17 protein-coding genes are annotated in these 24,278 nt (G+C 60.8%); 7 read left to right on the top strand and 10 right to left on the bottom strand.

Annotated features, from left to right (window positions below; translation table 11 throughout):
* Positions 1–230 precede the first annotated feature (230 nt).
* The 3 genes from hutU (at position 231) to ACP39K_RS13845 (ending at position 4,951) form a co-directional block, all read left to right on the top strand.
* Positions 231–1,922, top strand: a complete 1,692-nt coding sequence (hutU, locus tag ACP39K_RS13835; protein ID WP_025159649.1) for a urocanate hydratase — start codon at positions 231–233, stop codon at positions 1,920–1,922.
* Positions 1,919–3,454, top strand: coding sequence for a histidine ammonia-lyase (gene hutH, locus ACP39K_RS13840; protein WP_019455102.1), 1,536 nt, complete (start codon positions 1,919–1,921; stop codon positions 3,452–3,454). The genes hutU and hutH overlap by 4 nt, the downstream gene beginning before the upstream one ends.
* A gap of 102 nt (positions 3,455–3,556) precedes the next feature.
* Positions 3,557–4,951 carry an amino acid permease gene (locus ACP39K_RS13845; protein ID WP_033641276.1) on the top strand — a complete coding sequence of 465 codons (1,395 nt, stop codon included), beginning with the start codon at positions 3,557–3,559 and terminating at the stop codon, positions 4,949–4,951.
* 37 nt (positions 4,952–4,988) lie between these two features.
* On the opposite strand, the gene ACP39K_RS13850 is transcribed toward ACP39K_RS13845, so the two are convergent.
* The 8 genes from ACP39K_RS13850 to rlmD form a co-directional block, all read right to left on the bottom strand.
* On the bottom strand, positions 4,989–6,185 hold the full coding sequence (locus ACP39K_RS13850) for a methionine gamma-lyase (RefSeq protein ID WP_497008591.1): 1,197 nt from the start codon (positions 6,183–6,185) through the stop codon (positions 4,989–4,991).
* 30 nt (positions 6,186–6,215) lie between these two features.
* Positions 6,216–6,620 carry a hypothetical protein gene (locus ACP39K_RS13855; RefSeq protein WP_079450094.1) on the bottom strand — a complete coding sequence of 135 codons (405 nt, stop codon included), beginning with the start codon at positions 6,618–6,620 and terminating at the stop codon, positions 6,216–6,218.
* A complete protein-coding gene (locus ACP39K_RS13860; RefSeq protein ID WP_049300184.1) occupies positions 6,617–7,807 on the bottom strand; it encodes an NAD(P)/FAD-dependent oxidoreductase in 1,191 nt (396 codons plus the stop codon). Before ACP39K_RS13860 ends, ACP39K_RS13855 begins: the two co-directional genes overlap by 4 nt.
* A gap of 298 nt (positions 7,808–8,105) precedes the next feature.
* Positions 8,106–9,401, bottom strand: a complete 1,296-nt coding sequence (gene eno, locus ACP39K_RS13865; RefSeq protein WP_004932670.1) for a phosphopyruvate hydratase — start codon at positions 9,399–9,401, stop codon at positions 8,106–8,108.
* A gap of 81 nt (positions 9,402–9,482) precedes the next feature.
* A complete protein-coding gene (gene pyrG, locus ACP39K_RS13870; protein WP_004932674.1) occupies positions 9,483–11,120 on the bottom strand; it encodes a glutamine hydrolyzing CTP synthase in 1,638 nt (545 codons plus the stop codon).
* A 351-nt stretch (positions 11,121–11,471) separates the two neighbouring features.
* On the bottom strand, positions 11,472–12,266 hold the full coding sequence (gene mazG / locus ACP39K_RS13875; RefSeq protein WP_033641273.1) for a nucleoside triphosphate pyrophosphohydrolase: 795 nt from the start codon (positions 12,264–12,266) through the stop codon (positions 11,472–11,474).
* A gap of 102 nt (positions 12,267–12,368) precedes the next feature.
* A complete protein-coding gene (gene relA, locus ACP39K_RS13880; RefSeq protein WP_004932686.1) occupies positions 12,369–14,600 on the bottom strand; it encodes a GTP diphosphokinase in 2,232 nt (743 codons plus the stop codon).
* A gap of 9 nt (positions 14,601–14,609) precedes the next feature.
* A complete protein-coding gene (rlmD, locus tag ACP39K_RS13885; RefSeq protein WP_016929065.1) occupies positions 14,610–15,959 on the bottom strand; it encodes a 23S rRNA (uracil(1939)-C(5))-methyltransferase RlmD in 1,350 nt (449 codons plus the stop codon).
* Between the two features lie 66 nt (positions 15,960–16,025).
* On the opposite strand from rlmD, the gene barA reads away from it, so the two are divergent.
* Positions 16,026–18,752 (top strand): two-component sensor histidine kinase BarA, encoded by a 2,727-nt coding sequence (gene barA, locus ACP39K_RS13890; RefSeq protein ID WP_033641271.1) that lies wholly within the window; start codon positions 16,026–16,028, stop codon positions 18,750–18,752.
* 66 nt (positions 18,753–18,818) lie between these two features.
* Here the strand turns inward: barA and degP are convergent, their stop codons facing one another.
* Positions 18,819–20,258 carry a serine endoprotease DegP gene (gene degP / locus ACP39K_RS13895; protein WP_033641270.1) on the bottom strand — a complete coding sequence of 480 codons (1,440 nt, stop codon included), beginning with the start codon at positions 20,256–20,258 and terminating at the stop codon, positions 18,819–18,821.
* 181 nt (positions 20,259–20,439) lie between these two features.
* The gene (dgt, locus tag ACP39K_RS13900) at positions 20,440–21,957 is read right to left on the bottom strand and encodes a dGTPase (RefSeq protein WP_016929068.1); all 1,518 of its coding nucleotides are present in this window, start codon (positions 21,955–21,957) and stop codon (positions 20,440–20,442) included.
* Between the two features lie 129 nt (positions 21,958–22,086).
* Between dgt and mtnN the strand changes: the two genes are divergently transcribed.
* The 3 genes from mtnN to ACP39K_RS13915 are packed head-to-tail and all read left to right on the top strand — an operon-like array spanning position 22,087 to position 24,210.
* Positions 22,087–22,788, top strand: a complete 702-nt coding sequence (gene mtnN / locus ACP39K_RS13905) for a 5'-methylthioadenosine/S-adenosylhomocysteine nucleosidase (protein WP_004932702.1) — start codon at positions 22,087–22,089, stop codon at positions 22,786–22,788.
* Positions 22,789–22,810: 22 nt separating this feature from the next.
* Positions 22,811–23,596 carry a vitamin B12 ABC transporter substrate-binding protein BtuF gene (gene btuF, locus ACP39K_RS13910; protein WP_115116622.1) on the top strand — a complete coding sequence of 262 codons (786 nt, stop codon included), beginning with the start codon at positions 22,811–22,813 and terminating at the stop codon, positions 23,594–23,596.
* Positions 23,596–24,210 carry a TRIC cation channel family protein gene (locus tag ACP39K_RS13915; RefSeq protein WP_015376663.1) on the top strand — a complete coding sequence of 205 codons (615 nt, stop codon included), beginning with the start codon at positions 23,596–23,598 and terminating at the stop codon, positions 24,208–24,210. The genes btuF and ACP39K_RS13915 overlap by 1 nt, the downstream gene beginning before the upstream one ends.
* The last annotated feature ends 68 nt before the right edge of the window (positions 24,211–24,278 follow it).

Here is a 24,278-nt window from a genome sequence, read left to right on the forward strand (position 1 = left end):
TCACTTTTCTCCGGCTTTTCGCATATGAAGCCGGTGATAAAAAATCGCATATCAATCTGATATAAAAAGAAAATAACTTTTTCTTATGCCACTTTTCAGCGGCAACTGGTCAGTGTTGCATATGCTTGTACATACAAGTATATGTTAATAAGCCCTACGCATTGTTATGCCGTGGTACTCATCCCCACCGCGGCATGGAATCTGCACCGATACTGTTTGAGGAAAATGCTGTGACTACAAATAACAAAGTTCGCAATGTCGATGTACGCGCGCCACGCGGCACACAATTAAACGCAAAAAGCTGGCTGACCGAAGCGCCGTTACGCATGCTGATGAACAACCTCGATCCTGAAGTTGCGGAGAACCCACATGAGCTGGTGGTGTACGGCGGCATCGGCCGCGCCGCGCGCGACTGGGATTGCTACGACAAGATCGTCGAAACCCTGAAAACGCTGGAAGAGGACGAAACCCTGCTGGTGCAGTCCGGCAAGCCGGTCGGCGTATTCAAAACCCACAGCAACGCGCCGCGCGTGCTGATCGCCAACTCCAACCTGGTGCCGCACTGGGCGACCTGGGAACACTTCAACGAACTGGACGCCAAAGGCCTGGCCATGTACGGCCAGATGACCGCCGGCAGCTGGATCTACATCGGCAGCCAGGGCATCGTTCAGGGCACCTATGAGACCTTCGTCGAAGCGGGCCGCCAGCATTACGACGGCAGCCTGCAGGGGCGCTGGGTGCTGACCGCCGGTCTGGGCGGCATGGGCGGCGCGCAGCCGCTGGCCGCGACGCTGGCGGGCGCCTGCTCGCTGAACATCGAATGTCAGCAGAGCCGCATCGATTTCCGTCTGAAAACCCGCTACGTCGATGAGCAGGCCAAAGATCTGGACGACGCGCTGGCCCGCATCAAAAAATACACCTCAGAAGGCAAAGCCATCTCCATCGCCCTGTGCGGCAACGCGGCGGAAATCCTGCCTGAGCTGGTGCGCCGCGGCGTGCGCCCGGACATGGTCACCGATCAGACCAGCGCCCACGATCCGCTGAACGGCTACCTGCCGAAGGGCTGGAGCTGGGAAGAGTATCGCCAGCGCGCCCAGACCGAGCCGGCCAAGGTGGTCGCCGCCGCCAAGCAGTCGATGGCCGATCACGTCAAAGCCATGCTGGCGTTCCAGCAGATGGGCGTGCCGACCTTCGACTACGGCAACAACATTCGCCAGATGGCGAAAGAAACCGGCGTCGACAATGCCTTCGACTTCCCGGGCTTCGTGCCGGCCTACATCCGTCCGCTGTTCTGCCGCGGCATCGGGCCGTTCCGCTGGGCGGCGCTGTCCGGCGATCCGCAGGACATCTACAAAACCGACGCCATGGTGAAAGAGCTGATCCCGGATGACGAACACCTGCACCGCTGGCTGGACATGGCGCGCGAGCGCATCAGCTTCCAGGGCCTGCCGGCGCGCATCTGCTGGGTTGGCCTCGGCCAACGCGCCAAGCTGGGTCTGGCGTTCAACGAGATGGTTCGCCGCGGCGAACTGTCCGCCCCGATCGTCATCGGCCGCGACCACCTGGATTCCGGCTCCGTTTCCAGCCCGAACCGTGAAACCGAAGCGATGAAAGACGGTTCCGATGCGGTTTCCGACTGGCCGCTGCTGAACGCCCTGCTGAACACCGCCAGCGGCGCCACCTGGGTTTCCCTGCACCACGGCGGCGGCGTCGGCATGGGCTTCTCCCAACACTCCGGCATGGTGATCGTCTGCGACGGCACCGACGAAGCCGCCGAGCGCATCGCCCGCGTGCTGCACAATGACCCGGCTACCGGGGTCATGCGTCACGCCGACGCTGGTTACGATATCGCTATCGACTGCGCCCGCGAGCAAGGCCTGAACCTGCCGATGGTTGCCGCGACCCAAGGAGAAAAAGCATGAAAGCGCTGACTATTCGCCCGGGCAAACTGACGCTGGCCCAGCTACGCGACGTGTATCAACACCCGGTGACGCTGACGCTGGACGACAACGCCTATGCCCCAATCCAGCAAAGCGTGGCCTGCGTCGAACGCATCGTTGAAGAAAACCGCACCACATACGGCATCAACACCGGGTTTGGCCTGCTGGCTTCGACGCGCATCGCCCGCGACGATCTGGAAAATCTGCAGCGCTCGATCGTGCTGTCACACGCCGCCGGCGTGGGCGAGCCGACCGACGACAATCTGGTGCGCCTGATCATGGTGCTGAAGATCAACAGCCTGTCGCGCGGCTTCTCCGGCATTCGCCTGGAAGTTATCCAGGCGCTGATCGCGCTGGTCAACGCCGAAGTCTATCCGCATATCCCGCTGAAAGGCTCAGTCGGCGCCTCTGGCGACCTGGCGCCGCTGGCGCACATGAGTCTGGTGCTGCTGGGCGAAGGCCAGGCGCGCCATCAGGGCCAATGGCTGCCGGCGACCGAAGCGCTGGCCAAAGCCGGCCTGAAACCGCTGACGCTGGCGGCGAAAGAGGGCCTGGCATTGCTGAACGGTACCCAAGTCTCCGCCGCCTTCGCGCTGCGCGGCCTGTTCGACGCGGAAGACCTGTTCGCCGCCGCGACCGTGGCGGGCAGCCTGACGGTGGAAGCGGCGCTGGGCTCCCGCAGCCCGTTCGATGCGCGTATCCACGAGGTGCGCGGCCAGCGCGGCCAGATCGACGCCGCCCTCGCCTATCGCCACCTGCTCGGCGCGCGCAGCGAAGTCTCCGACTCGCACCGCAACTGTGAAAAAGTGCAGGATCCTTACTCCCTGCGCTGCCAGCCGCAGGTAATGGGCGCCTGCCTGACGCAGATCCGTCAGGCTGCCGAGGTGCTGGAGATCGAAGCCAACGCCGTCTCCGATAACCCGCTGGTGTTCGCCGAGCAGGGTGACGTGCTGTCCGGCGGCAACTTCCACGCCGAACCGGTGGCGATGGCCGCCGATAACCTGGCGCTGGCATTCGCCGAAATCGGTTCGCTGTCCGAGCGCCGCATCTCGCTGATGATGGACAAACACATGTCGCAGCTGCCACCGTTCCTGGTGGAGAACGGCGGCGTGAACTCCGGCTTCATGATCGCTCAGGTCACCGCCGCGGCGCTGGCCAGCGAAAACAAAGCGCTGGCGCATCCATCGAGCGTCGACAGCATTCCGACCTCCGCCAACCAGGAGGACCACGTTTCCATGGCGCCGGCCGCCGGCCGCCGTCTGTGGAGCATGGCGGACAACGTGCGCGGCATTCTGGCGGTCGAGTGGCTGGCCGCCTGCCAGGGCCTGGATTTCCGCAACGGCCTGAAGACCTCGGAAGGTCTGGAGCAGGCGCGCCGTCTGCTGCGCGAGCATGTCAGTTTCTACGACAAGGATCGTTTCTTCGCCCCCGACATTGAAGCCGCCAGCCAGCTATTGGCGGCCGGTCACCTGACATCGCTGCTGCCTGCGGCGCTGCTGCCTAGCCAGGCATAATCATCACACACTGAATCACGCAGTTTGTTCTGCCCCGCCGGGTGCGTTCCACCCGGCGCGGGCAGCGCGTGCCTGTTCGGCAAACACTTAACGGGAAGCAACATGCGTAACGAAACGACACAACTCAGACGCGGACTAAACGCGCGGCATATCCGTTTCATGGCTCTCGGCTCGGCGATCGGCACCGGCCTGTTCTACGGCTCCGCCGGCGCCATCCAGCTGGCCGGCCCGGCGGTGCTGCTGGCCTACCTGGTGGGCGGCGCGGCGGTATTCATGGTGATGCGCGCGCTGGGTGAAATGGCGGTGCACCAGCCGGTTTCCGGCTCGTTCGGCCACTACGCCAGCCACTATCTCGGCCCGCTGGCCGGATTCCTTACCGGCTGGACCTACACCTTTGAAATGGTGATCGTCGCCCTGGCGGACGTCACTGCCTTCGGCATCTATATGGGGCTGTGGTTCCCGGACGTCGCCCAGTGGGTCTGGGTGCTCAGCATCATCCTGTTTATCGGCGCGCTCAACCTGTGCAGCGTCAAGGTTTTCGGCGAGCTGGAGTTCTGGCTGTCGCTGGTCAAGGTCGCCGCCATCGTAGCGATGATCGTCGGCGGTGCGGCGGTGATGCTGTTCGGTTTCGGGCAAGCCCAGCACGCCACCGGCATCAGCAACCTGTGGCAGCACGGCGGCTTTATGCCTAACGGCATTGGCGGCGTGGTCGCGTCATTAGCGGTAGTGATGTTCGCCTTCGGCGGCATCGAGATCATCGGCATCACCGCCAGCGAGGCGAAAGACCCCGCCAAAGTGCTGCCGAAGGCGATCAACGCCGTACCGGTGCGCATCTTGCTGTTTTACGTGCTGACGTTGATGGTGCTGATGGCGATCTATCCGTGGAACAGCATCGGCCAGAACGGCAGCCCGTTCGTTGAGATCTTCAGCAACCTCGGCATCAGCTCCGCCGCCAACGTGCTGAACGTGGTGGTGATCACCGCGGCCATTTCGGCCATCAACAGCGACATCTTCGGCGCCGGCCGCATGATGTACGGCATGGCGCAGGACGGCCAGGCGCCGCGCAGCTTCACCAAGCTGACCGCCAGCGGCGTGCCGTGGATGACGGTGCTGGTCATGTCAATCGCCCTGCTGCTGGCGGTGGTGCTCAACTACCTGATCCCGGAGAAGGTCTTCATGATCATCGCCTCGATCGCCACCTTCGCCACCGTCTGGGTGTGGCTGATGATCCTGCTGTCGCAGATCGTCATGCGCCGCACGCTGTCGCCGGAAGAAACACGTCAGTTGAGCTTCCCGGTGCCATGGTGGCCGGTGGCGCCGGCATTGGCGACCGCCTTTATGGCGTTCGTCATCGGCCTGCTCGGCTACTTCGAAGAGAGCCGCATCGCGCTGTACGTCGGGCTGGTGTGGATCGCGTTCCTCACCGCGGCTTACTGGCTGTGGGTGCGCAAAAAAGGCGGCGGTTCGCCGGTGACCACAGCGACGCAACAGATGTAACGCTCGCTTCGGCCAAAACCCGCTGCGGCGGGTTTTTTTATTGCGCCTGCGCCAGCGCCTGCAGGATATCCGCCTGCAGATCGTCAAACGTCTCCAGCCCGGCGGACAGCCGCACCAGCCCCTCGCTGATGTGGTGCCGTTTCCGCTCTTCCGGCATGTAGGCCGAGTGCGTCATGCTGGCCGGGTGTTGCGCCAGGCTTTCGCAATCGCCCAGGCTGACCGCGCGCAAGATGAGCTGCAGCGCATTGAGGAAGCGAATGCCCGCACGCATTCCGCCCCGCAGTTCAAACGCCAGCATGCCGCCGGGGCGCGCCATTTGCCGCTGCGCCAACGCATGTTGCGGGAAGTTCGCCAGGCCGGGGTAATACACCCGCTCGATCGCCGGATGCTCCGTTAGCATCTCCGCCAGGCGCTGCGCGTTATCGCAATGACGATCCATGCGCAGCGGCAAGGTTTTCATCCCGCGCAGCACCAGCGCGGCATCCTGCGCCGACAGTACCGCCCCGTTCATGTCCTTTAGCCCCTCCAGACGGATCGCCTCGGCCAACGCCTGACGCGTCACCGCTATCCCGGCCAGGAGATCGCCGTGCCCGCCGAGGTACTTGGTCGCCGAGTGCACCACGATATCGGCGCCTAACGCCAGAGGCCGCTGCAGATAGGGCGTACAGTAGGTGTTGTCCACCAGCAGCAGCGCCTGATGCCGATGGGCGATCTCCGCCACGGCGGCGATATCGATCAAGCGCATGTTGGGATTGGCCGGCGTTTCGCAATACACCAGCCGGGTATGCGGCCCCATGGCCGACGCCAGCCGCTCCGGCCGGGTCAGGTCAACGTGGGTTATCTTGACGCCAAAGCGCGCCAGACCATGATGAAAGTAGCTGAAGGTGCAACCATAGACGGTTTCATCGACAATCAGCTCATCACCCGGTCTGAGCAGCGTCCAACAACACGCGGTGATCGCCCCCATGCCGGAAGCGAACGCCACCGCCGCCTCCCCCTCCTCCAGGTTGGCGATGCGTTGCTCGAGCAGGTTTAACGTCGGGTTGGCGATGCGCGAATAAAAGTACCCCGGCTCGGTGCCGGCAAAGCAGGCGCCGCCGTATTCCGCCGTGGGAAAAGCAAACGTAGAGCTCATAAACACCGGTGGAGACAGTGCACCCTGATACCGCTGAGGATCGTAGCCGTAATGAATAGCCCGGGTGGCAAAGTCGTGGCCAACTGCTGTAGCGGACATAACACAACTCCTTACCTGAGTGGGTGAAGCTTAATTCGACGATTCATCTGGAAGGGCTGACGGCAACGCGCTGTCTCGCGCGCGCTTGCCGATGATTTGTAAAGTACGCAGCAGCAGCGTTAACCCCAGCAGGGTATCCGGCTGCTTCAGCAAGGCGTACAGCGCGCGAAAACTGGCCGGCGGAGGATTCAACTGCAGCTCGCTGTGCGCCATCTGCAGCGCCGTTCCGCCTTCCCAGCCGAGGGTCACCAAACCTTCAAAGACGCCGGCCAGTTTCTCCACCAGCGCGTTGTCGGCAATATCCACCACGTCCGACAACAGCGACAACAGATCGACCACGTTATCCAACCGGCCGCCCGCCAGCAGCGGCTGCAGTTTCTCGAGCAACGCCGCCAATGATTGCAGGTCCGCCGCATGCACCGTGCTTTCCGTCATATCAGCCCCCTTACCGTGGCCCAGTAAAGGCCGCGGTTAAACCCATTGCGCAGCATGCCGCCCACCTTGGTGGCGGGCGTCGGCAGCACGTCGTGACGATAGTCGTACACCAGCGGCATGCCGGCATTCAGCCCCATTTGCGCGACCGCCTGCACCTTGCCGTCATAATGGCTCACTGTGTGGCCCAGCCGTATTTCCGCCACGATGTTGTCGGCAATGACCGGCGCCTGATTATGGCAAGAGCCGCCGGCCTTGCTGACCGGCAAATCCACGGTATCGCCTATGACATACACGCCCTGCTGGCCGTAGACCTGCAGCGTTTGATGATCGGTCGGCAGCCAGCCTTCACCGTTTTGACTCTCGCTCAACCCGGTGTTGCGCACCGCCTCGACTGCGCGAATCGGCGGCGTCGCCATCAGAATGTCGAACGGCTGCTCTTCCCCCTCAGCGGAATAGGCGACGTTACGCTGGGCGTCTACCCGGCTGAGGGTAAACCCTCGCTGGTGGCGAATGTCGCGCGCGGCAAAAATGGCGGGCAGCGCTTCGCCGGTCGGGCGCTGTAAAAACAGGCAGTTACGCAAGAGTTGAGAAATGGTCGGATAGGTGTACACAATCTCCACCGCCTTGCGCACGCCGCGCCGCCGCAGGTAGTCATCCAGCATCAGGGTGGTTTCGATCGGTGCAATGCCGCACTGATGGGGCACGTTGGGCGTTTCAGGGAAGGACACGGTGATGAAAATGCGGCCTTTCTCGATCGTCGCCAATTTATGCGCTAACCGCCTGGCGGCCTGATACTGGTAAAAATGATCGCCCGCCTGCGCCAGTCCTTCGATGCGCTCTGGCCAAGGTACGCAGCCGGTGGCGAAAACCAGAAAATCATAGGAATAAAATTTACCGCTTTGCGTAGCTATGCTTCGCTGTTTTAAATCGAAAGATTCCGCCTTATCAATAATAAACTGTATTTCTGGCCGCAATAAACTCCGCTGTGAGCGCGTGAGCTCTTGCTTGAAAAAAGTATTGAACGCCACATACATAAACGCCGGCTTGTAATAATGCAGCGGTGAATCCGATATCATTAATAACTCGACTTTATTATTAATAATTTCCCGGTGCAATTTTGCGGCCAATAAATTGGCCAGGATGGTGCCGCCGGTTCCGCCGCCGACAATGATGATTCGCTGTCGCATCAAGCCCTCGCTCAACCGGCCAGCAAGCCGGCAGTATTAAGGTATGGTGATGATGAAGGTCTACGGCAGAACGGCGAAAAATAAACTGCCTTATTGGCAGTCTAGTAACGAATAGTTATAAAGCAAATAAAATGGGAATATAAAATAAACGCATTTACTATCTTTAATGAAATTATCGGGTTAAACAAAACTACACATTCAATGAAAAACTTATTATTAAACTGACAATCATCACGAATTTAAAACATAAAAAAACCCGCCGCAGCGGGTTTTTATTTAGCAACCGAATAGGTCGAACTTATTGGCCTTTAACTTCTTTCAGGCCGTTGAACGGCGCACGGTCACCCAGCGCTTCTTCGATACGGATCAGTTGGTTGTACTTGGCAACGCGGTCAGAACGGCTCATGGAACCGGTTTTGATCTGGCCAGCCGCAGTCCCTACCGCCAGGTCGGCGATGGTCGCGTCTTCGGTTTCACCGGAACGGTGAGAGATCACCGCGGTGTAGCCGGCGTCTTTCGCCATCTTGATAGCTGCCAGGGTTTCGGTCAGAGAACCGATCTGGTTGAACTTGATCAGGATGGAGTTAGCGATGCCTTTCTCGATGCCTTCTTTCAGGATCTTGGTGTTGGTTACGAACAGATCGTCGCCCACCAGCTGGATTTTGTCGCCCAGAACTTTGGTCTGGTAAGCGAAGCCTGCCCAGTCGGATTCATCCAGGCCATCTTCGATAGACACGATTGGGTACTGTTTGGTCAGCTCTTCCAGGAAGTGAGTGAACTCTTCGGAAGTGAAGGCCTTGTTGCCTTCGCCGGCCAGCACGTATTTACCGTCTTTGTAGAACTCGGAAGCCGCGCAGTCCATCGCCAGAGTGACGTCTTTGCCCAGCTCGTAGCCCGCCGCTTTTACCGCTTCAGCGATAACCGCCAGCGCTTCGGCGTTGGAACCCAGGTTTGGCGCGTAGCCGCCTTCGTCGCCCACGGCGGTGTTCATGCCTTTGGCTTTCAGAACTTTCGCCAGGTGGTGGAACACTTCGGAACCGATGCGCACCGCTTCTTTCAGGGTTTTCGCGCCAACCGGCTGAATCATGAATTCCTGAATGTCGACGTTGTTGTCAGCGTGCTCGCCGCCGTTGATGATGTTCATCATCGGCAGTGGCATGGAGAATTTGCCTGGGGTGCCGTTCAGTTCAGCGATGTGCTCGTACAGCGGCATGCCTTTAGAGGCTGCGGCCGCTTTCGCTGCTGCCAGGGAAACCGCCAGAATGGCGTTGGCGCCGAAGTTGGATTTGTTCTCGGTGCCGTCCAGCTCGATCATGATCTTGTCGATGTTCGCCTGGTCTTTGGCATCTTTACCCAGTACTGCCTGAGCAATCGGACCGTTTACTGCGGCAACGGCTTTCAGTACGCCTTTACCCAGGAAACGAGACTTGTCACCGTCACGCAGTTCCAGCGCTTCGCGGGAACCGGTAGAAGCACCTGACGGCGCAGCAGCCAGGCCTACGAAACCGCCTTCCAGATGAACTTCGGCTTCAACAGTCGGGTTACCGCGGGAGTCGATGATTTCACGACCGATGACTTTAACGATTTTGGACATTAGGTTTTCCTCAGTACAAGTTAAACTAAAACTCCAGACAAACAGCGCGCGGTTCTCACCGCGCGCCGCCTACCAAATATGTTATTTCACCTGGCGCTTCTGATGCTCGCCTGCGGCTTTCACGAAGCCGGCGAACAGCGGATGCCCATCACGCGGCGTAGACGTAAATTCCGGGTGGAACTGACAGGCTACAAACCACGGGTGATTCGGCAGTTCAATGATCTCAACCAGCTTGTTGTCGGCGGAACGACCGGCGACACGCAGCCCTGCGGCTTCGATCTGCTTCAACAGCATGTTGTTAACTTCGTAACGGTGACGGTGACGCTCGACAATGGTCGGTTCGCCGTACAGCTGACGCACCAGGCTGTTGTCGCTCAGGTTGCACTGTTGGCCACCTACGCGCATCGTGCCGCCCAAATCGCTTTCTTCGCTGCGCACTTCGACGTTGCCGTCTTCGTCGCGCCATTCGGTGATCAACGCCACCACCGGGTACTTACAGTCTGGCATAAACTCGGTGGAGTTGGCGTTTTCCATCCCCGCCACGTTGCGAGCGAACTCCATCAACGCCACCTGCATGCCCAGGCAAATGCCCAGGTAAGGAATGTTGTTCTCGCGCGCATAGCGCGCGGTCATCACTTTGCCTTCCACGCCGCGGTAGCCGAAGCCGCCCGGGATCAGGATCGCATCCAGCCCTTTCAGCACTTCCACGCCGCGCGTTTCCACGTCCTGCGAGTCGATCAGCTTGATGTTCACGGTCAAACGGTTTTTCAGCCCGCCGTGCTTCAGCGCTTCGATTACCGACTTGTAGGCGTCCGGCAGCTCAACGTATTTGCCGACCATACCGATGGTCACTTCGCCGCCCGGATTGGCTTCTTCGTAGATCACCTGTTCCCATTCGGCCAGGTTGGCTTCCGGCGCGTTCAGGCTGAATCGTTTACAAATATAATCGTCCAGCCCCTGAGATTTCAATAGGCCTGGGATTTTATAAATAGAATCAACGTCTTTCAGAGAGATAACCGCTTTTTCCGGCACGTTGCAGAAAAGCGCGATTTTAGCGCGTTCGTTAGCAGGAACCGCGCGATCGGAACGGCAAATCAGCACATCAGGCTGAATACCGATGGAAAGCAGCTCTTTTACGGAATGCTGGGTCGGCTTGGTTTTCACTTCGCCCGCCGCCGCCATGTACGGCACCAGCGTCAAGTGCATGTACAGAGTGTGCTCGCGGCCCACTTCCACCGCCATCTGACGGATGGCTTCGAGGAACGGCAGCGATTCGATATCGCCGACGGTGCCGCCGATTTCCACCAGCACCACATCGTGGCCTTCGCCGCCTTCGATGATGCGCTCTTTGATCGCGTTGGTGATGTGCGGAATGACCTGCACGGTCGCGCCCAGATAGTCGCCGCGGCGTTCTTTACGCAGCACGTCGGAGTAGATGCGGCCGGTGGTGAAGTTGTTGCGACGCGACATTTTGGTGCGGATGAAGCGCTCGTAGTGACCCAAATCCAGATCGGTTTCTGCGCCGTCTTCGGTGACGAAAACTTCCCCATGCTGAATCGGGCTCATGGTGCCCGGATCCACGTTGATGTACGGGTCCAGTTTCATGATGGTAACGTTGAGGCCACGGGCTTCAAGAATAGCCGCCAGAGAGGCTGCGGCAATGCCTTTACCCAGAGAGGATACGACCCCGCCGGTCACAAAAATATAATTAGTTGTCATGCTGAACCTGAGAGTTTAGGTTTAAAGACGATGGAAGAACCAGGACGGGAAAGTAGTATACCCGAACCTCTCCTGACCTACAAACGATCGTTTTGCTGTCCATCATCTCGGCCGCCCTCCCGTGTTCATCAGGGTTTACTCCGCCGGCGCCGCCTAAACCCTCCAGGAAATACAAAGAGTTAGCGGAGAAAATTTCTTTTTACCGCCCCTCAGGAGCGATAAAACGCCTTAGATTTCAGTTTGTTGGCCTTTTGCTGCCGACGGCAGCCATGCGCCTGTGACCTGACCGCAAGCTTAACCGTTTCAGCTCGAGTGAACCTTGTTTGCGATCAACATTGTCGTCGCAGCGATTCAACTTTCCTGGCGCTTCACCTGCTGCCAGGCGTCTTCCATCTGCTCCAGCGTGGCGTCTTCAAGCCGCAGCCCGCGTTGCTGGACGATCGCTTCCACCTGGCGGAAGCGACGTTCGAACTTGCGGTTCGCCGCCTGCAGCGCATTCTCCGCCTTGTGCCCCAAATGGCGCGACAGGTTCACCGTGGCGAACAGCAGATCGCCGATCTCCTCTTCCAGCTTGCTCTCATCGACCACCGCCTGGCGGGCTTCGTGCATCACTTCGTCGATCTCTTCATACACTTTGTCCAGCACCGGCCCCAGAGTGTTCCAGTCGAAGCCGACCGAGGCGCAGCGTTTTTGGATCTTGTGCGCCTTCATCAACGCCGGCAGCGCCTGCGGAATGTCGTCCAGCACCGAGTGCAGCGCTTTTTCGGCGCGCTCGCCGGCCTTCAACTGCTCCCAGCGCGCCGCCACGGCTTCGCTGTCTCCCGCCTCGGCGTCGCCGAAGATATGCGGGTGACGGCGCTCCAGCTTGTCGCTGATGGCGGTGCACACCTCATCGAAATCGAACAGCCCCTGCTCCTGCCCCATCTGGGCATAGAACACCACCTGGAACAGCAAATCACCCAGTTCGTCGCGCAGATCGGCGTAGTCCTGCCGCTCGATGGCGTCCAGCACTTCGTAAGTCTCTTCCAGCGTGTAGGGCGCGATGGTGGCGAAAGTTTGCTTGCGGTCCCATGAGCAACCGACCTGCGGATCGCGCAGCGTTTTCATGATGTTCAGCAGGCGCTGCAGCGGAGTGGATTGGGTCATAAAAAATCTCTGAGAAAGAATGAGGGCGCATGGGAGCGCCCACCGAATTCATGGATCTCGGGCCGTATCGATGGCGCATACGGCCCGAAAGGCGATGTGGGCTTAGTTGCCGTGCAGACGCTTGGCGTCTATCACGTCCGGCAGCTGGTTCAGCTTCGCCAGCACCCGACTCAGCACCTGCTGGTTGTAGATTTCGATATCCATGTCGATGGTGGCCAACTGTTTCTTGGTGTCGCTGCGGCTGGCGACGCCCAGCACGTTGACCTTTTCGTTGGCCAAAATGGTGGTAATGTCGCGCAGCAGCCCGCTGCGATCGTTGGCCATCACGCGCACCACCAGCGAATAACCGCTGGAGTAGCTTTCGCCCCATACCGCATCGACGATGCGCTCCGGCGCGTGCGATTGCAAATCGACCAGCTGATCGCAGTCCGCACGGTGGATCGAAATACCGCGCCCCTGGGTGATAAAGCCGACGATGTCGTCGCCCGGGATCGGCTGGCAGCAGCGGGCGATGTGGTGCATCAGGTTGCCCACGCCCTCCACCACCACGCGGCCGTTGTCCTTGTTGCGGGCCGGCGGCGGCGCTTTCTGCTGCACCAGCTGGCGCAATGCCTCGCGATCCTGCTCTTCGGCGCTCGGTTTGTTGAACTTGCCCTGCAGGTAATTCACCATCTGGTTCAGGCGAATGTCCCCGCCGCCGATCGCCGCCAACACCTCGTCCAGCGAGTTCATGTTGTAGCGCGGGATCAGCAGCTTTTCGGCCTCTTTCAGACTGATGCCGAGGTGTTCCAGTTCGTTGTCCAGCATCTGGCGGCCGGCGAGAATGTTCTTGTCGCGATCCTGCTTGCGGAACCAGTTGTGGATCTTCGAGCGCCCGCGGCTGGTGGTGACATATCCCAGGTTCGGGTTCAGCCAGTCGCGGCTCGGGTTCGGCTGTTTCTGGGTGATGATCTCAATCTGATCGCCCATCTTCAGCTGATAGGTAAACGGCACAATGCGGCCGCCGATCTTGGCGCCGATACAGCGGTGACCGACGTCGCTGTGAATGTGGTAGGCGAAATCGAGCGGCGTGGAGCCGGCCGGCAGATCCACCACGTCGCCTTTCGGGGTAAATACATAGACCCGATCGTCGAACACCTGGCTGCGCACTTCGTCGAGCATCTCGCCGGAGTCCGCCATTTCTTCCTGCCAGGCGATGAGCTTGCGCAGCCAGGCGATGCGTTCTTCGTAGCCGGAGCGCACGGTTACGCCCGCGCCCTCTTTGTACTTCCAGTGCGCGGCCACGCCCAGCTCGGCGTCTTCGTGCATTTGCCGGGTGCGGATCTGAATCTCGACGGTCTTGCCGCGCGGCCCCAGCACCACGGTGTGGATCGACTGGTAGCCGTTGGGTTTCGGGTTGGCGACGTAGTCGTCGAACTCATCCGGCAAATGGCGGAAGTGGGTATGCACGATGCCCAACGCCGCGTAGCAATCCTGCAGGCGCTCCGCCACGATGCGCACCGCGCGCACGTCGAACAGTTCGTCGAACGCCAGGTGTTTTTTCTGCATCTTGCGCCAGATGCTGTAGATGTGTTTCGGCCGGCCGTAGATCTCCACCCGAATGCCTTCGTTGGCCATTTCTGCGCGCAGCCCGGCGACGAAATCGTCAATGAACTGTTCGCGATCGATGCGGCGCTCATGCAACAGCTTGGCGATGCGCTTGTATTCTTCCGGATGCAGGTAGCGGAAGCAGAAATCCTCCAGCTCCCACTTCAGCTGGCCGATGCCGAGCCGGTTGGCCAGCGGGGCGTAGATGTTGGAACACTCTTTCGCCGCCAGCACGCGTTCATCTTCCGGCGCGTCTTTCACCTCACGCAGGTGGGCGATGCGCTCCGCCAGCTTGATGACCACGCAGCGGAAATCCTCCACCATCGCCAACAGCATGCGGCGCACGTTGTCGACCTGTTCGGAGGCCATCGAGTCGTTTTGGGTGGCTTTCAGTTGGCGAATGGCGTCCATATCGCGCACGCCGTGCACCAGCGCGACGATCCCCTTGCCGAACGCTTCGGTCAGGGTCTCTTCCTGCACGATGCCGGCGTCCACCAGCGGGAACAGCAGCGCGGCGCGCATGCTGTCATTGTCCATGCTCAGCGTCGAGAGAATTTCCACCATCTCCAGGCCGCGCCACAGCAGCAGCGAGGCGTCGGGATGGTTTTGGGTCTGCTGCTCACAATAACGCCAGGTTGCGGCCAATCGCTCACATGACTGCGGGTTAGGTAGCCCCAAGCCGGCGATCCACTCATCGAGAGCGAACTCACCCGCCGTATTCAGATGTGCACTTCTTACCGCAACCATAACTTCTCCCTACTTTGCAGCGACCTCTGGCGCACGCTCGTTGATAAACAGCGCCATTGATTCAAGATGCCCCGTGTGCGGAAACATATCCAACATCCGCACGCGCGCAAGACGATAACCGGCGTTCAACAGCACGTTGCTGTCGCGAGCCAGCGTGGTGGGGTTACAGGAAACATACACCACCCGTGCCGGCGCCAGTTTTACAATGTGTGACATCACCCCGGCCGCACCGGCGCGGGCGGGATCCAGCATCACCTTATCAAACCCTTGTGCTGCCCAAGGTTGCCGCGCAACGTTGTCCTCCAGATTCTCATGGAAGAACGACGCATTATTCAGCTTATTCTTATGTGCATTATATTGCCCATTCGCTACCAGCGTGGCAACACCTTCGATGCCCACCACCGCGGCGGCGCGGCGCGCCAACGGCAGGGTGAAGTTGCCCATGCCGCAGAACAGGTCCAGCACCCGATCATTGGGTTGAATATCGAGCCATTCAAGGGCCTGCGCCACCATTTGTTGGTTTACGGCGTCATTGACCTGAATAAAGTCGCGCGGACTGAAGTCTAAGCGTAGCCCGTCAACCTGATAATACGGCGTTTCACCGCACAGTTTTTCCACCCGATCGCTGTCCGGCGCCAGATAAACGGCGACCTTTTCCCGCTCGCCAAACGCCAACAGCGCCTGCCGATCCGCCTCTTTCAGCGCGTCGAGATGGCGCAGCACCAGCAGCGGGCCGTTATCCGCCAGCACCAGCTCCACATGCCCCAGCCGCCGCACCGCCTGCAGCCCGCTCAGGCAGGCGCGCACCGGCGCCAGCAGCTGTTCCAGCTCCGGCCGCAGCACCGGGCAGTGCTCCACCGCCACCAGCTCGCTGGAGGCCGCCTGGCGAAAGCCCATCATCAGGCGCTGCAGCTTCGGCTGCCATGCCAGGCTCAGGCGGGCGCGGCGGCGATAGCCGTATTCCGGGCCGGCGATCACCGGTTCCTGTTGCGGGGTTACGCCGGTTTCGCGGGCGATCATGCGCACCAGCGCCGCCGCCTTGCTCTGCTGTTGCAGCGCCTCATCCGCATGTTGCTGCTGGCAGCCGCCGCACACGCCAAAATGCGGGCAGCGCGGTTCTACCCGCTGCGGGCTGCGGCTCAGCAGGCGTTTGAGCTTGCCTTTGGCGAACTGGCGCTTGTCTTCGGTCAACTGGATTTCCGCCTGCTCGCCCGGCAATACGCCCGGCACGAACACCGCTTTGCCGTCGTGGCGCGCCACGCCCTGGCCAAAAGGATCGAGATCGCTCACCGTCACGGTGAAGATTTGTGAGCTCTGCCGGGTCGTCACGCGGCGTTTGGGAGAGTAGAATTGCGCCATATTTGTCGATTGTGTGCTGGTTCATTAAGCTAGTGTCAGCTGTCAATTCTCCCACATTGGAATCCCATGACCAAATACAGCCTGCGTGCGCGCATGATGATCCTGATTCTGGCCCCGACCTTGCTGATTGGTTTGCTGCTCAGCACCTTCTTCGTGGTGCACCGCTATAACGAGCTGCAGGAGCAACTGGTCGACGCCGGCGCCAGCATCATCGAGCCGCTGGCGGTGGCCAGCGAGTACGGCATGACGTTCCGCAGCCGCGAATCGGTCAGGCAGTTGGTCAGCCTTTTGCACCGCCGCCATTCGGATATCGTGCGTTCGATCACCGTGTTTGATGCGCAGAACAACCTGTTCGTCACCTCAAATTATCACCACAACTTCGCTCAGTTGCAGTTGCCGAAAGGCGTGCCGTTGCCCACCGAGCTGATGCTCACCCGACGCGGCGATTCGCTGATCCTGCGCACGCCGATCCTGTCGGAAAGCCAGTATCCGGATGAAACCGCCGACGGCGGCAGCCATCCCGACAACAACCTGGGCTATGTGGCGATCGAGCTGGATCTGCAGTCGGTGCGGCTGCAGCAGTATAAAGAGGTCTTCGTCTCCACCTTGCTGCTGCTGCTGTGCATGTGCATCGCCATCCTGTTCGCTTACCGGCTGATGCGCGACGTGACCGGCCCGATCCGCAATATGGTGAACACCGTCGACCGCATCCGCCGCGGCCAGCTCGACAGCCGCGTGGAAGGCTACATGCTCGGCGAGCTGCACATGCTGAAAAACGGCATCAACTCGATGGCGATGTCGCTTACCGCCTATCACGAAGAGATGCAGCAGAACATCGATCAGGCCACGTCAGACCTGCGCGAAACGCTGGAGCAGATGGAGATCCAGAACGTCGAGCTGGATCTGGCGAAAAAACGCGCGCAGGAGGCGGCGCGCATCAAGTCCGAATTCCTGGCCAACATGTCGCATGAGCTGCGTACTCCGCTCAACGGCGTGATCGGCTTCACCCGCCAGATGCTGAAAACCGATCTGAGCGCAACCCAGACCGACTATTTGCAGACCATCGAGCGCTCGGCCAACAACCTGCTGACCATCATCAACGACGTGCTGGATTTCTCCAAGCTGGAGGCCGGCAAGCTGGTGCTGGAGCATATTCCGTTCGCCCTGCGTGAAACGCTGGACGAAGTGGTGGTGCTGCTGGCGCCCAGCGCCCACGACAAGGGCCTGGAGCTGACGCTGGATGTGCACAACGACGTGCCGGAGCAGGTGATCGGCGACTCGCTTCGCCTGCAGCAAATCATCACCAACCTGCTGGGCAACGCCATCAAGTTCACCGAAACCGGCAATATCGACATTCGCGTCGAGCTGCGCAAACAGCTGGATCGCCGGGTGGAAGTGGAAGTGCAGATCCACGATACCGGCATCGGCATCTCCGAACGCCAGCAGTCGCAGCTGTTCCAGGCATTCCGCCAGGCGGACGCCAGCATCTCCCGCCGCCACGGCGGCACCGGGCTGGGGCTGGTGATCACGCAAAAGCTGGTGAAAGAGATGGGGGGCGATATCTGCTTCCACAGCCAGTTGAACCGCGGCTCGACCTTCTGGTTCCACATCACGCTGGATCTGAACGAGGGCATGCTGTCGCTGGCGCCGAGCCTGCCGGATCTGAACGGCAAAACGCTGGCCTATATCGAGTCCAACCCGACGGCGGCGCAGGCGACGCTCAACATGCTCAGCGTCACGCAACTGGTGATCACCCACTCGCCGACGCTGGGCCAGTTGCCGCCAAGCCACTATGATTTCCTGCTGGCCGGCGTGCCCATCCCGTTCCGCGACAACATGGCGCAGCACGAGGACAAATTACTGGCCTCGCTGAAGCTGGCCGATCGGGTCATTCTGGCGCTGCCGTGCCAGGCGCAGATCGATGCCGAGCTGCTTAAACAACAAGGCGCGCTCGGCTGCCTGATCAAGCCGATCACCAGCACCCGACTGTTCCCGATGCTCCGGATGGAGGCGCCGGCACGCCTCACCGCGCAGCCTGAGCGTAAACGCCTGCCGCTGACGGTGATGGCGGTTGACGACAACCCGGCTAACCTGAAGCTGATCGGCACGTTGTTGGGGGAACAGGTAGAAAAAACCCTGTTGTGCGAGAGCGGCGAGGAAGCGCTGGCGCTGGCACGCGACAACGTGCTGGATCTGATCCTGATGGACATTCAAATGCCGAAGATGGACGGCATTCACGCCAGCGAGTTGATCCGCCAACTGCCGCATCACAACTCCACGCCGATCGTCGCCGTCACCGCCCATGCAGCCAGCGGCGAGCGCGAGCACCTGTTGCAGGCCGGGATGGACGACTACCTGGCCAAGCCGATCGACGAGAAAATGCTGACCCGCGTGCTGTCGCGCTATCACAGTGGCGAAATGGAAAACGCCGTCGCCGACGACGCGCCGCTGTCGCTCGACTGGCCGCTGGCGTTGCGTCAGGCGGCCAATAAACCGGATCTGGCGCGCGATCTGCTGCAAATGCTGCTCGATTTCTTGCCGCAGGTGCGCGAACGGGTGCAGGCGCTGCTCGACGGCCAGCATGACGACGAAATCCTCGATCTGGTCCATAAGCTGCACGGCAGTTGCAGCTACAGCGGCGTGCCACGCCTCAAGCAGCTGTGTTTCTACCTCGAGCGGCAACTGCGCCAGGGCGTCACCAACGACGAACTGGAGCCGGAATGGCTGGAGCTGCTGGATGAGATTGAACTGGTGATCCACGCGGCGCACGCACATCTGACGCAGCCTGCCTGAATTCGCAGGCCGTTACGCAAAAAGGCACGCCGCAGCGTGCCTTTTTCTTTTAGCGCCTGACGTTTATCACTGCGCCAGCAGGTACAATTGGCTCTCGCCGCGCTGAATATTCAACGCCAGCACCGACGGCTTGCTGTCGAGAATCTTACGCAGCTCGCCCAGGTTCTGGATCGGCTGTTGGTTCACGCCCAGGATCACATCGCCTTTTTTCAAGCCGATGCGCGCCGCGGCGCTGCCGGCTTTCACGCTGTCGACCTTGACGCCTTTCTGGTTGCCGACCTGGGTGTTGCTCAGCTCGGCGCCCTCGATGCCGGTGTAAATATTGCCCGAGGCCACCTGGGTCTGCGCGCTTTGCTCCAGCGTGACATCAATGGTCACCGGTTTGCCGTCGCGGATAATGCCCAGCGACATTTTGCTGCCGACGGGCAGCGTGCCGATCTCCGCCCGGAATGAGGCGAAGCTGGAGATGGCCTTGCCGTTCATGGTGACGATCACGTCACCGGCTTTAATGCCCGCCTTCGCGGCGGAAGACTTCGGCATCACCTGGCTGACAAAGGCCCCGCGCTGCGCATCAACCTTCATCGCCTTGGCCAGCTCAGAGTTCAGCTCGGTGCCCATGATGCCGAGCTCGCCGCGTTTCACCTGGCCATACTCGACCATTTGCGCCGTCAGGTTTTTCACCATGTTGCTCGGAATGGCGAAGCCGATACCGATGTTGCCGCCGTCCGGCGCCAGGATCGCGGTGTTGATGCCGATCAGCTCGCCGTTCAGGTTAACCAGCGCGCCGCCGGAATTGCCGCGGTTGATCGCCGCATCGGTCTGGATAAAGTTTTCGTAGTTTTCGATGTTCAGGCCGCTGCGCCCCAGAGCGGAAACGATGCCCGAAGTGGCGGTTTCGCCCAGCCCGTACGGGTTGCCGATCGCCACGGTGTAATCGCCGACGCGCAGCTGATCGGAATCCGCCATCTTGATCGCCGTCAGATTCTTGAAGTCTTTCAGCTGGATCAGGGCGATGTCCGAGCGCGGATCCTTGCCGATCACCTTGGCGTCGAAGCGGCGGCCGTCACTCAGCTGCACCTGGATCTTGTTGGCGTTATCCACCACGTGGTTATTGGTCACCACATAGCCCTTGGCGGCATCGATGACCACCCCGGCGCCCAGCGCCTGGAATTTCTGCTGCGTGCCCTGCGGCTGGCCATCCGGCCCAGGCTGTTCACCGCCCTGACACATCGGCGAGCCCTGGAACGGCGAACCGTCCTGGCAGAACGGCGAATCTTCACCGAAGAACTGTTGGAACTGCTGCGGCATGCGCGGCGTGTTGACCGTGGTGCTGCCCTCAACGTTAATGCTCACCACGGAAGGCATCACCTTTTCCAGCATCGGCGCCAGGCTCGGCAGCTGTTGGGTGGAGGAAGAGGCGGTTTCAGCGGCGCTGGCCGTCACCGGGCCCATCGCCATGCCGATGCTGAATGCCAATGCGCTCAGAACTAATGCGGTTTTTTTCATCTGTGTGTCTCTTATAAAGTCGTTCAAAAAAGAATGGCCGTCTTGCGTGCTTATTCAGAGTTAATTAATAGCCTGAAGTTCCGGCACAGATGATTGGCAATAGTAAACAAATATTGTCCGTCTTTACAAAAATCAAGACAGCCAACCGGTTGGAATTGCTGATAATTATTCCTCAGCTTAATTATTCCGCCGCCATTAATCGACGATATTCATCATAGGCATAAAGGTCGGTCATTCCGCTGATATAGTCCTGCAATAAACGCGCGCGGAAATAATATTCCCGAATGGCTTGCTGCTCCGGCGATAAATGCTGCAGCCCTTCTACCGCCTCCGCATACGCCAGCCGATGCTTGGTGGACAGCTTGTGGAACAGACGCGTTTCGATCGGGTACGCGCGGTGGCTGTCCTCACGCACCAGCAGGGTGAAGTCCGCCAGCGACATCGCCAACAGCGGGCTGTAAATGTCCAGCAGGCCGCTGATCACCCGGTAACCTTGCAGCTCGAGCTGCTCGACCTCCGGGTGGTTGAACACGTGCTTGAACGCCACATTTTTAAATATTTTCAGCAGCCGGTAGGCCGGGCTGGAATCCTCCAGCAGCGCCTGATTGAAGCTGCCCTGATAAACCGCGTCCAGATTGTCGATAAAGCGCTGCGCCGCGTGCGGCACCAGCCGCGCCACGGTAAACACCCGCAGATACATGAAGAACTGATCTTCCGCGCTGCGCCGCGCGCCGCCGCGATCGATCTTGCGAAACGCGCTGGCGACGGTCTTGTCGAACAGATCGCCCGGCGCCACCTCGCCCCATTCCTGAATCAGGTGCTGATACAGCTGCTCGACGGTGAAAATGCTCTTCTCCACCGCGTCTTCCAGATCGGCCACGCAGTACGAGATATCGTCGGCGGCCTCCATAATGTAGGTCAGCGGGAAACGATCGAACTCGCCCATATGCAGCTCACGCCGCAGCCGATCGACGAAGGCTTCTTCCGCCAGATAGTAGCCGGGCTTTTTCATCAGGTAACTGTGGCTGGCGGGGATGTCGCTCGCCCAGTAGGCCGGGCGGGTGTATTTCAAAATGCAGCCGACCTGCGCGTAGGTCAGGTTGAGCTTGAGCAGGCTGTACACCATGCGGATCGCCTGGGCGTTGCCCTCGAAGTGGCTGAGATCCTGACGGATCCGGCTGCGCAGCCGGTTCAGATCGCTCTCCCCTTCATGCAGGCGCAGCGTCGCCACCTGGCAGCGATCGTGGCTGCCCGGCTCGCTGCCGCAGCTGGCGGGATCGAGCCGCTGGGCGAACCAGTCATTGATCGCCGATTCGCCGAAATGACCGAACGGCGGATTGCCGATGTCGTGCATCAGGCAGGCCATTTCCACGATGCTTTCAAACGGATCGAGAAGCCGGGTCAGGCCGAGTTCGTCGATCTTCCCCGCCTGTTTGAAGCGGTTGAGGATCTCTTTGGCGATATGGCGCCCGACCTGCTGCACCTCCATCGAGTGCGTCAGGCGGCTGCGCACCGCCGCGTTGCGCTCCAGCGGAAACACCTGGGTTTTTTGCTGCAGACGGCGAATGGCGGCCGAGTTGACGATGCGCCCGCGATCGCTCTCGAACTGCCGCACGATGTCGTACTCTTCCTCAGCCTCGATCGGTTTGCTGAAAGGCCGTTGGAAGCTGATTTTTTGCTTGAAGTCGATCCCGGACATCTGTTTCTCCGCCGTTGCGCCCTGCCCCCGTGATAACAATTCCCGGCAGCGGATGCAACGCATTATCTCTGATACACAGCCATGATAGACTATGCCGCAATTCTCACGGCCAATCAGCGAGTGTTATTTATGAAAGTAGGCATCATCGGCGCAATGGAGCAGGAAGTCACCCTGCTGCGCGATCAAATCGAAAACCGTCAAACCATCCAGCGCGCGGGCTGCGAAATCTACACCGGCCAGATCGGCGGCGTTGACGTGGCCCTGCTGAAATCCGGCATCGGCAAAGTCTCTGCGGCCATGGGCACCACCCTGTTGCTGGAGCACTGCAGCCCCGACGTGGTGATCAATACCGGCTCCGCCGGCGGCCTGGCCAGCACGCTGCGCGTGGGCGACATCGTGGTGTCGGAAGAAGTGCGCTACCACGACGCCGACGTCACCGCCTTCGGCTACGAGCCGGGCCAGATGGCCGGCTGCCCGGCGGCGTTCGTCGCCGATGATGCGCTGATCGCGCTGGCGGAAAGCTGCATCAAACAGCTGGATCTGCACGCGGTGCGTGGCCTGATCTGCAGCGGTGACGCCTTCATCAACGGCGCCGAGCCGCTGGCGCGCATCCGCGCCACCTTCCCGCGCGTCGCCGCCGTGGAAATGGAAGCCGCGGCGATCGCCCACGTCTGCCATCTGTTCGGCACGCCGTTCGTGGTGGTGCGCGCCATTTCCGACGTCGCCGACAGCGAATCGCACATGAGCTTTGACGAGTTCCTGGTGGTAGCGGCCAAGCAGTCCACGCTGATGGTCAACGCCATGCTGCAAACCCTGGCCAAGCGCGGTTGATGTGAGGCTGCGCTTCACCTCGATGCTCTGTCTGTTGGCGCTCTGGCTGGCCCTGCCGGTCGGCGCCGCCCAGCGGGTGATCAGCCTGGCGCCCAACGCCACCGAACTCGCCTATGCCGCCGGCATGGGCGATGTGCTGGTGGCGGCGAGCGCCTATTCCGATTACCCGCCGCAGGCCGCCAGGCTGGAGCAGGTAGCCTCCTGGCAGGGCATCAATCTGGAGCGGGTGCTGGCGCTCAAGCCGGATCTGATCCTCGCCTGGCGCGGCGGTAATCCACAACGCGCGTTGGATCAGCTCGCCGCGTTCGGCATCCCGATCTTCTATGCGGACGCCGACAATCTCGAAGGGATCGCCGGCTTGCTGGACAAGCTGGCGCGCTATAGCCCGCACCCGGAGCAGGCGCATCAGGCGGCGGACGGCCTTCGCCGCCAGTTCGCCGCTCTCAAGCAACAGTACGCCGCTAACTCGCCACGGCGCGTGCTGCTGCAGTTCGGCACCCAGCCGCTGTTCACCAGCTCCGGCGCCACATTGCAAAGCCAGGTGCTGGCGCTGTGCGGCGGGCAGAACGTCTTCGCCGACAGCCGCACCCCTTGGCCGCAGATCAGCCGCGAGCAGGTGCTGGCGCGTCAGCCGCAGGCCATCGTCATCACCGGCGGCGAGAAAGAGGCCGCCAATGTGAAAGCCTTCTGGGCGCCGCAGCTGCAGGTGCCGGTGATCGCGCTGAACGAAGACTGGTTCAATCGCGGCGGGCCGCGCATCCTGTTGGCGGCGCAGCAGCTGTGCAGCCAGCTGGCGGAGATCCGCTGATGCTGGTGTTCTGGTTGGATATTCTCGGCACGGCGGTGTTCGCCGTCTCCGGCGTGCTATTGGCCGGCAAGCTGCGCATGGATCCGTTCGGCGTGCTGGTATTGGGCGTGGTCACCGCGGTCGGCGGCGGCACCATCCGCGACATGGCGCTGGCCAACGGCCCGGTATTTTGGGTCAAGGATCCCACCGATCTGGTTGTGGCGATGATCACCTGCGTCTTGACGCTGCTGCTGGTGCGCCAACCGCGCCGTCTGCCGAAGTGGGTGCTGCCGGTGCTGGACGCCGTCGGGCTGGCGGTGTTCGTCGGCATCGGCGTCAACAAGGCCTTCGCGGCCGGCACCGGCCCGCTGGTGGCGATCTGCATGGGGGTGATCACCGGCGTCGGCGGCGGCATTATCCGCGACGTGCTGGCGCGCGAGATCCCGATGATCCTGCGCACCGAAATTTACGCCACCGCCTGCATCATCGGCGGCATCGTGCACGCCACGGCGTTCTACACCTTCAACATGCCGCTGCAACAGGCCATGATGCTGGGCATGCTCATCACCCTGGCCATTCGGCTGGCGGCCATTCGCTGGCATCTCAAGCTGCCCGCCTTTATTCTCGAACGCTGAGCAGCCGCGCATCACTCGCGGCCGTCCGGCGCAGGAGAACGGCACGGAAGTGATCCTCGTGGAAGGGT

This window comes from Serratia sp. EC4 (assembly GCF_059652115.1).